The organism is Variovorax sp. dw_308, from assembly GCF_019207085.1.
GTDB lineage: Bacteria > Pseudomonadota > Gammaproteobacteria > Burkholderiales > Burkholderiaceae_C > Variovorax.
On the sequence record NZ_JAATOM010000056.1, the window covers coordinates 1 to 7715 of the forward strand.

The 7715-nt window shown below is 61.6% G+C and carries 3 protein-coding genes and 1 pseudogene; 2 read left to right on the plus strand and 2 right to left on the minus strand.

What is annotated here, in order from left to right; all coding sequences use genetic code 11:
• Nucleotides 1-145: 145 nt before the first annotated feature.
• Nucleotides 146-352, minus strand: a complete 207-nt coding sequence (locus HCU76_RS35855; protein ID WP_218511996.1) for a hypothetical protein — start codon at nucleotides 350-352, stop codon at nucleotides 146-148.
• Between the two features lie 314 nt (nucleotides 353-666).
• Between HCU76_RS35855 and HCU76_RS35860 the strand changes: the two are divergent.
• Both HCU76_RS35860 and HCU76_RS35865 read left to right on the plus strand, forming a co-directional pair.
• Nucleotides 667-1516, plus strand: a pseudogene (locus tag HCU76_RS35860) (PA4780 family RIO1-like protein kinase).
• Nucleotides 1517-2324: 808 nt separating this feature from the next.
• Complete coding sequence (locus tag HCU76_RS35865; RefSeq protein ID WP_218511997.1) at nucleotides 2325-5720, plus strand: adenylate/guanylate cyclase domain-containing protein; 3396 nt, start codon at nucleotides 2325-2327, stop codon at nucleotides 5718-5720.
• Nucleotides 5721-6440: 720 nt separating this feature from the next.
• Here the strand turns inward: HCU76_RS35865 and HCU76_RS35870 are convergent.
• The gene (locus HCU76_RS35870) at nucleotides 6441-7406 is read right to left on the minus strand and encodes an ABC transporter substrate-binding protein (RefSeq protein WP_218511998.1); all 966 of its coding nucleotides are present in this window, start codon (nucleotides 7404-7406) and stop codon (nucleotides 6441-6443) included.
• Nucleotides 7407-7715 lie beyond the last annotated feature (309 nt).

Genomic DNA, 7715 nt, shown 5'->3' on the forward strand with positions numbered 1-7715 from the left:
GCGTGCTTTATCGCCCACTTTTCGCAGCGAGCAGAGCCGCTACAGGTCCACCCCCTCTGGCGATCGTGCTATGGCGGGTTCAGCTTCTTTCGCCTCTGGAGTGGGAGTCTGACTGGCTGCAGGCAGAAGTCTTGCGGCGCGGCAACTACCCCGACGACGACAGCGAGCATCCGCCAAAGTCATCCTCGTCGAACACTTGCTCTGCAACCGCGTACGTCGGGCCGGAGTACCAGTTCGGGTCGGCGTGTTCGAGCTTGATGGCGATGATGACGCGAGTGCCTTTGTCGGTACAGCGCCACTTCGCGCCTCCGCACCAAAATTCGCCACCAATGGTGAAGTCACTGTGATTCATAGCGCTGCAGACTGGTCGCTGAAGGTGGCCATTTTCTCGCCGGAAGCGACTTGGCGGACGACTTCAATTTCGTATTGCGGCGCTTTTCACCCACGCACCATCGAGCGAATCCGCCCTTCCCTAGCGCAAACCCGTTAGCAGCTGCCACCAGCAGCAGGTCACTTCTGATGAGCACCTCCGATCCAGGGCAGCACCCGAGCCGGCCGCCTTGAATGTCCTGTCTTACAGACGAAGTTCGTCTTCTTGCGCTTGCCGCTGCAATAGACATCGGCCTCCTTGGCGCGAGGCTATCCGGCAGGCAGGCAAAATGCACCATGAAAGCACCCCCTCGACTACAGGCACTCATCGACGAAGGACTGATCGACAGCGTGGTTCGGCAGCTCATGAGCGGCAAGGAGGCCATGGTCTACGTGGTGCGCTGCGGGGTCGAGACGCGCTGCGCCAAGATCTACAAGGAAGCGACCCAGCGCAGTTTCCGCCAAGCCGTCGACTACACCGAGAACCGCAAGGTGAAGAATACGCGGCTGCAGCGCGCGATGGCCAAGGGCACCAAGTTCGGCCGGCAGGCCACCGAAGCAGCTTGGCAAAGCGCCGAGGTCGACGCGCTCTACCGGTTGGCGGCGGCGGGCGTGCGCGTGCCGGTGCCGCACAACTTCCCTCTGCGACGGCGTGCTGCTGATGGAGCTGGTCACCGACGCGCAGGGCGATGCCGCACCGCGCCTCAACGACGTGGGGTTCACGCCGGAGGACGCGCGGCTGCACCACGCCACGCTGCTGGTGGAAGTTGTTCGCATGCTGTGCGCGGGTGTCATCCACGGCGACCTCTCTGAGTTCAACGTATTGCTCGCCGCCGACGGCCCGGTGATCATCGACTTGCCGCAGGCGGTCGATGCCGCGGGCAACAATCACGCGCGGCGGATGTTGCTGCGCGATGTGGCGAACCTCGCGGACTTCTTCGGGCAGTTCGCGCCCGAGTTGCTTTCCACAAGCTACGGCGAGGAAATATGGAACCTCTACGAGCGTGGCGAGTTGCACGTTGGCTCCACGCTGACGGGCAGGTTCGCCCGTCCGAATGGGCCGGTGGACCTGGGCGCCGTGCTGCGTGAGGTCAACGACGTGCGCGCCGAAGAGGCGTCCCGGCTTCTGCGGATGGCGGCGCGCTGATGAAGCTCGGTGCGCCGGCAGGATCGCGGCGATGCCCGCCATGAAGGTCTAGTTTGCGAATGAATATTTCGCTTTGCCGCGCTCGGCAAGGCGTATCAGCGGCTGACTTCCAAAAGTCACGGAATGGCGCTCAGGGCCATTGCGGTAATCCGCGTTAATGCCACGAACTGCGCCTTCGCAGCTTATGCAGCCTTCCGCAGCTGCTCGGCGCCCGGCCATGCGGTGTCTCTTCCTGCCGGACGAACGGCGCGACCCGAGGACTGCTCATGGCCGCGAGGACCAGTTGACGGACTTGCCTGCCATCAGACCTTCGGCGTGATCGTCTGGTTGACCAGGGATTGCTATCGGCGAGGTCGGTGAACAGGCAGTCCCGGGCCCCGACCTCCACTTGGAGGACCAAGTAGCGGTCGTTCGATCCTGCCAAGGCGAGTCGCCCAAGAGCATGCCGAGCACGCCTGCATTACCTTGTGACCGGCCGTAGATGCCGCAGTCGGCTTTACGCTGGGAAGACCGGTCTCAGCCGTCCAGCGTGAATTCGACCCGCGCCGGGGAACAACCGCAAGCGCTGCGTTGGAGAAGTTACCTGTGCCGTCGCCTAGGGTGACGGGGCATCGTCGCGACGATCTCCGCTGCGTGCCGGTTGCGTTCACTTTCGAGAACCAGCGAGCGTCGACCAAACCCGATAAACATTCGAGTGCAGGCCCCACCGTGGGCTTCCATCCTCACATTTGGCGATTCGCCCCGCTTCAAAAAGAGCGGAGGATGCGTTCCAATGTCGTTCGCTCCGGGATCTTGCTTGGGGAATGCGATGGAGAACCTTCTCGCCTTGCTTGAAGTGCTGGGCATGGCCCACTGCGCGGAGGCGTTTCGCGTTCAAAAAATCGAGTTCGACCTGCTTCAGGATCTGACCGACAAAGACCTCGAGACAATCGGAATCTCCGCGCTCGGGGACCGCAAGCGACTCCTCAAGGCTTTTTCTGCTCTCTCGCGAGATGCTCAGTCGGTGCCAGAAATCTCTGCGGCAACCGATCCCGCACCCGCGACTGCAAGTCCGGCGCCAGCTTTCCGACCTGCAGGTATCGATGGCGAGCGTCGACAGTTGTCGGTCATGTTTTGCGATCTCGTTGCCTCCACGGAGATGGCAACCCGTATGGACCCGGAGGATTTTCAACGAGTTGTGGCCGTCTATCATGACGCGGTCGCGGGTGCTGTGGCCCCTCACAGCGGCTACGTTGCGCAGTTTCTTGGCGATGGTGTGCTCGTCTACTTCGGGTATCCCCATGCGAACGAGGACGCCGTCGCCAGCGCGATTCGGGCTGCTGTGGATGTGGTTTCGGCCGTGTCCCGGCTCTCACCACAGCCTGCCTTGCCAACCACACTTCAAACCCGAATCGGCATCGCGACTGGCCTGGTAGTCGTCGGGCACATCGGAACGGGAACGACCGCCGCCGAGCTCTCCGCAACCGGGGAGACGCCTAATCTCGCTGCACGACTGCAAGGTCTTGCCGCACCGGGGAGAATCGTGATTTCGGAGCGCACGCGCGCTATGGTCGAGAACGCATTCGAGCTCGAGCCCTTGGGTGACCTCATGCTGAAGGGCTTCAGCGCCCCGATGCCCGCCTGGCAGGTCGTCGGCGAGCGTCAGGCCGCCAGTCGCTTCGAGGCAAGGCATGCGCATCAACTGTCGCCGTTTGTTGGGCGTGACAGCGAAGTGGCACTGCTACTTGATCGATGGGGCGCCGCGTGCGAAGGCGAAGGGCAAGCCGTGCTGATCTCTGGCGAGGCCGGCATTGGCAAATCGAGGCTCGCTCAAACCTTTCGCAAGCGGGTCGAAGGCGGAGTGCCGTCTGAGACGATCCTGCTCCAGTGCTCACCATCCCATCGCAACAGCGCCCTCTACCCGGTCGTTCGCGCACTTGAGGTCGCCGCCAGAATCACGGCGGCACACTCGACAGCCGAGCGCGAAGCGTTGCTCGTTGCGTATCTTGGAGGGCATGGCGTGTCACTAGAGCAATCCTCGCTGGCTTGCCTGCGGCGATTGATGGCTCCGCCCGACGACTCGCGTGAGTCCGTGGCCGATGCGACGCGGCTCCAGCAAAAGGACCAAACGCTACAAACACTCACCGACATCGTCCTCTCGTTCTCGCGCAGGGCGCCCGTCCTCCTGATCCCCGAGGATGCCCACTGGATCGATCCGACAACAGAGGAATGGATTGCAAAGGCGGTGGATCAACTGCGCGACGCGCGCGTGCTGATCCTGATCACCTCCCGGCCGGAATACGCTCCCACTTGGGGCAATCCAGCCAACCTCACTCGATTGTCCGTGAACAAGCTGAATCAACGCCAGGCCGCGTTGCTCATCGAGGCGGTTGCGGGCGAGTCGCTGCCTGACCAGGCAGTCGCCGAAATCATCGAGAAGACCGAAGGCATGCCGCTTTTCATAGAGGAGCTGACAAAGACGGTGCTGGACGCCGCCGCCGCGAGGGCGAAGGGGCGATCGATAGATGGAACACTACAGTCACCAGTGATCCCCGCAACGCTGCAGGATTCGCTGATGGCACGGCTGGATCGGTTGGGAACTGCCAAGGAGGTCGCGCAGGTCGCCGCGACCATTGGACGTGAGTTCAGCCAGGAGCTGCTGTTTGCGGTCTTGCAGATGACTGCTGACGACTTCGAAAAGGCCGTGGAAGAATTGTTGCGTGCCGAGATTATCTTCAAGCGCAGCTCGCAAGCCGAAGCCCTCTACTCGTTCAAGCACGCATTGATACGGGACATCGCCTACAACAGCATGGTGCGGAGCCGGCGAGCATCGCTGCACGGAAGGATTGCACTCGCGATGGAGCGCGTCTCGCCGACGCTGGCAACAACCCAACCTGAACTGCTGGCCCTGCACCATCAAGAAGCTGGCAACGCAGCAGAAGCGATTCGGTATTTGCATGCAGCGGGCGACATTGCGTGGAGCCGCGCGGCCGTCCGCGAGGCAACGATTCACTTTGCCAGTGCGCTCGCCTTGCTCGCGAGACAGCCCGCGAGCCTCGAACGAAACGAGACCGAACTGACCCTGAGCCTGAAACAGGGTCACGCGCTCAGCGTGACCAGCGGCTATGGGTCGCAGGACACATACCGCAGCTTCGAGCGAGCTCGCGGAATCGCCCAGGAGCTTGGACGACTGGATGACTTCGTTCGGGCCTGGGCCAGTTCGGCTCCGACACTATTCGGCGCCGGGCGTCCTGGCGAAGTGATCGAGAGCATGCGAAACGTGACGAGCCAGCAGATGGACTTGCTGCCAAAAGGGCTACGCGTCGATGCGACGACCATCCTAGGCGTGGCCAACTTCTTGATGGGCCATTCGCATCAGGCTTGGGAATACCTCGAATCGGCCAGGAAGCTCGACGATGTCATCAAACTCACCCATTTGCATCCCATCGGCGGAGGCGATCCAGCGATTGCGCTTCGCGCCTATTCTCTGCGTTGTGCCGCGATGCAGGGGCATCTGGATCGGGCCGCATCGATTTCTGACGAAGCGATGGCGATCGCCGCAGCGCGAGGCCATGCTCCGTCTATTGCATGGGCGAAGCAAGGGACACTGCACATCCTTCTCTGGAAGGGGGACTATGCGCAGGCGGAAGCGATGTCGATGCAATTGATTGAATTCGCCGAACGCTTCGGCATCAAGACACGCATTGGCTTCGGCCTTGTCAATCTGGGGCGCGCGACGATTGCCCTGGGCAGAGTCGACGAAGGCGCGGTTTTTTTGCGCCGCGGTTGCGACGTTTGGGCGAGCTCCGGCGGGAAGTTTCACTTGGCTGAGATGCTGGCGCATGGTGCAGACAATCTTCTGCGCGTCGGGCGCATCGACGAAGCACGAGCATTTCTAGCGGAAGCGCAAGCCGTGCAGGCTACTACCGACGAGCGGTATTACGAGTCCGAATTACTGAGAATCGCGGGGCGATTGCTACAGGTCGATGGTGACGTACAGGGTGCTGGGTCGGCCTACCTGAGTGCGCTCGCGACCAGTGAGCGACAGGGAATGCTGCTTCTCGCCTTGCGAGCCGCTTGTGATTGGGCCCGCCTGCGCGCAGGGGAAGGTCGCGCCGAAGAGGCGCTGGCCCTGCTGAAGCCGGTGTATTCAAGGTTCCAGGAGGGACATGACTATGTCGACCTGCGCGACGCGAGGGCGTTGCTCGAAGAGCTGTCGCGCTGAGACAGACGCCAGGCCTTCTGTGCGATGCGCGAACGGCGCAGCGATGGACCGCGACCAGGGACGTTCAGGTCGACGCGAACGGCGAGCAGCATTGTTGCGCGCCATTGCTGCTCGGCGCAGTGAGACGGCACTACCTCCGCATCGACTCGGAGCCGGAAGACGGGGAAGACGCGCTCAAGACTGGTTGCCGAAGTTCATTTTTCTGGGATGAATGACAGCGGTTGACGAAAGCCGACTTTGGCACCTTCCTCGACGTACGGCTCGTCTGCCTCGGAACTTGACCTTCGCAAACATCGTCGATGTTCGATCAAGAAAGACGCGGGCATGAATGGCTGCTTCTGAATGCCGCGAAATGGTGGTCCGGGCCCAACTCGGTCTGTCGAGAAATGCCGGCGGACGGCAGCAGGGCAGCGATTGTTGTCTTTGAGGGCTGCTCGACCAACTCACGCTGTCAGCACTATTCCAGTCGTCACAGGCGGGAGAAATCCGCGGCATCAATGGCCGGTCCGAAGGTATTGCAGTCGTAGCTCGTCGGCATCCTGGCGGCGAACCGCTATCGCTAATTCGGACGACTGCTTTCTTGGCCGCACAAATGGGGGTCTGGGCCCTTTGCGGTCCGTCCCTCTCGATCTCTCAAAGGCAGGTATGTAGAGGTAGCAGTCGGCGGGTGAGCAATGCCAGCCAGATCACCTCTGCCTATCACGACGATTGCAAAGCAAACTACTCTATCACTTGGGTCGCACGGAGCATCACACCCGGCGGTATGCTGAGTCCGAGGGCTCGCGCCGCCTTCGCATTGATCAGCAAGTTGTATTTGGTCGGCAGTTCCACTGGCAAGCTTCCCGGCTTCGCACCCTTGAGAATCTTGTCGACAAACGCTGTGGCGTGGTAACTCATCTCATTCAAATCGGCCCCGTAGGAGAACAACGCACCCGCCTCCGAGTACGCGGTGTTACCGAAAATCGCCGGAATTTGATGGAGAGCCGCGAGCATGACGACCTGCTCTCGAAGCGGATAGAACCACGCATCCGGCCCGAGGACCATTCCATCCATTCGGTCTGCGGACATGGCCGCGAAGGCACCGTCAAGTTCTCCCCGCGATTGAACAGAGTACGTGTGCGTCTCGAAGTTCATGGTTCGAGCGGCTGCCTGGAGCGTTCGCAAGTAGCCCTCTTGCAGCGGATTTGAAAGATTGAACAGCAGCGCAAGTCGCGCGGCATGCGGCAGAGCATCCCTCAGGATTTGCACCTTTTTCGCCATGACTTCATCTGCATTGTTTGAAATTCCCGTCGTGTATCCCCCCGGATGTCCGAGCGACTCCACCAGGCCAAATTGCACGGGGTCGGCGACGTCTATGAAAACGATGGGAAGCGTCGGGGCAGCCCGCCGCACTGAGCCCACCGCCACAACCGAACCCCAGACCACGACCAAGACCGGATCGGTGCTCAGGAGTTCGACGACGAACCGCGGAATATCCGCAAGTTCGGTATAGCACCTCGACTCCACGCTGAGGTTATGCGGGCCGTATCCCAAAACGCTGAGGCCCTTGGTGAAGGCATCACCAGCAGGACCGGGAGGACAACCGTGCAGGCCCGGCCCTAGGGTCGCGATGTGCATCTTCCTCGACGCATCGTCGCCGGCCGCGGCTCGCGCGCCTCGCATCCACATTGCAACCGTCAGGCTCAATGAAACCAGTCCGAGTCGTCTTCGCGTGATCATCACTTCGCCTCCGGCGGTGTCGGCGTGACAGGGGACCGAATATCCCACATCCAAATGAGGGGCGGGTACCCTGAGGCAGCAGGGGCTTGAGCTTGCCGGGTAAACGGCGCCGATGAATGTCAGCAATCAGCCTTGAACTGCCGCGTGATTGACGCGGCCCAAGGACCGGTCATGGCCGCGAGTACCAGTTCGCTGACGTGCCCGCCAGCAGGCCTTCGGCGTGATCGTCTGGTTGACCAAGGACTGCTATCGGCGAGGTTGGTGAACAGACAGTCC

Coding starts and splice junctions, on each gene's coding strand:
- HCU76_RS35865 (WP_218511997.1), top strand. CDS start 2,325: ATGGAGAACCTTCTCGCCTTGCTTGAAGTGCTGGGCATGGCCCACTGC.
- HCU76_RS35855 (WP_218511996.1), bottom strand. CDS start 352: ATGAATCACAGTGACTTCACCATTGGTGGCGAATTTTGGTGCGGAGGC.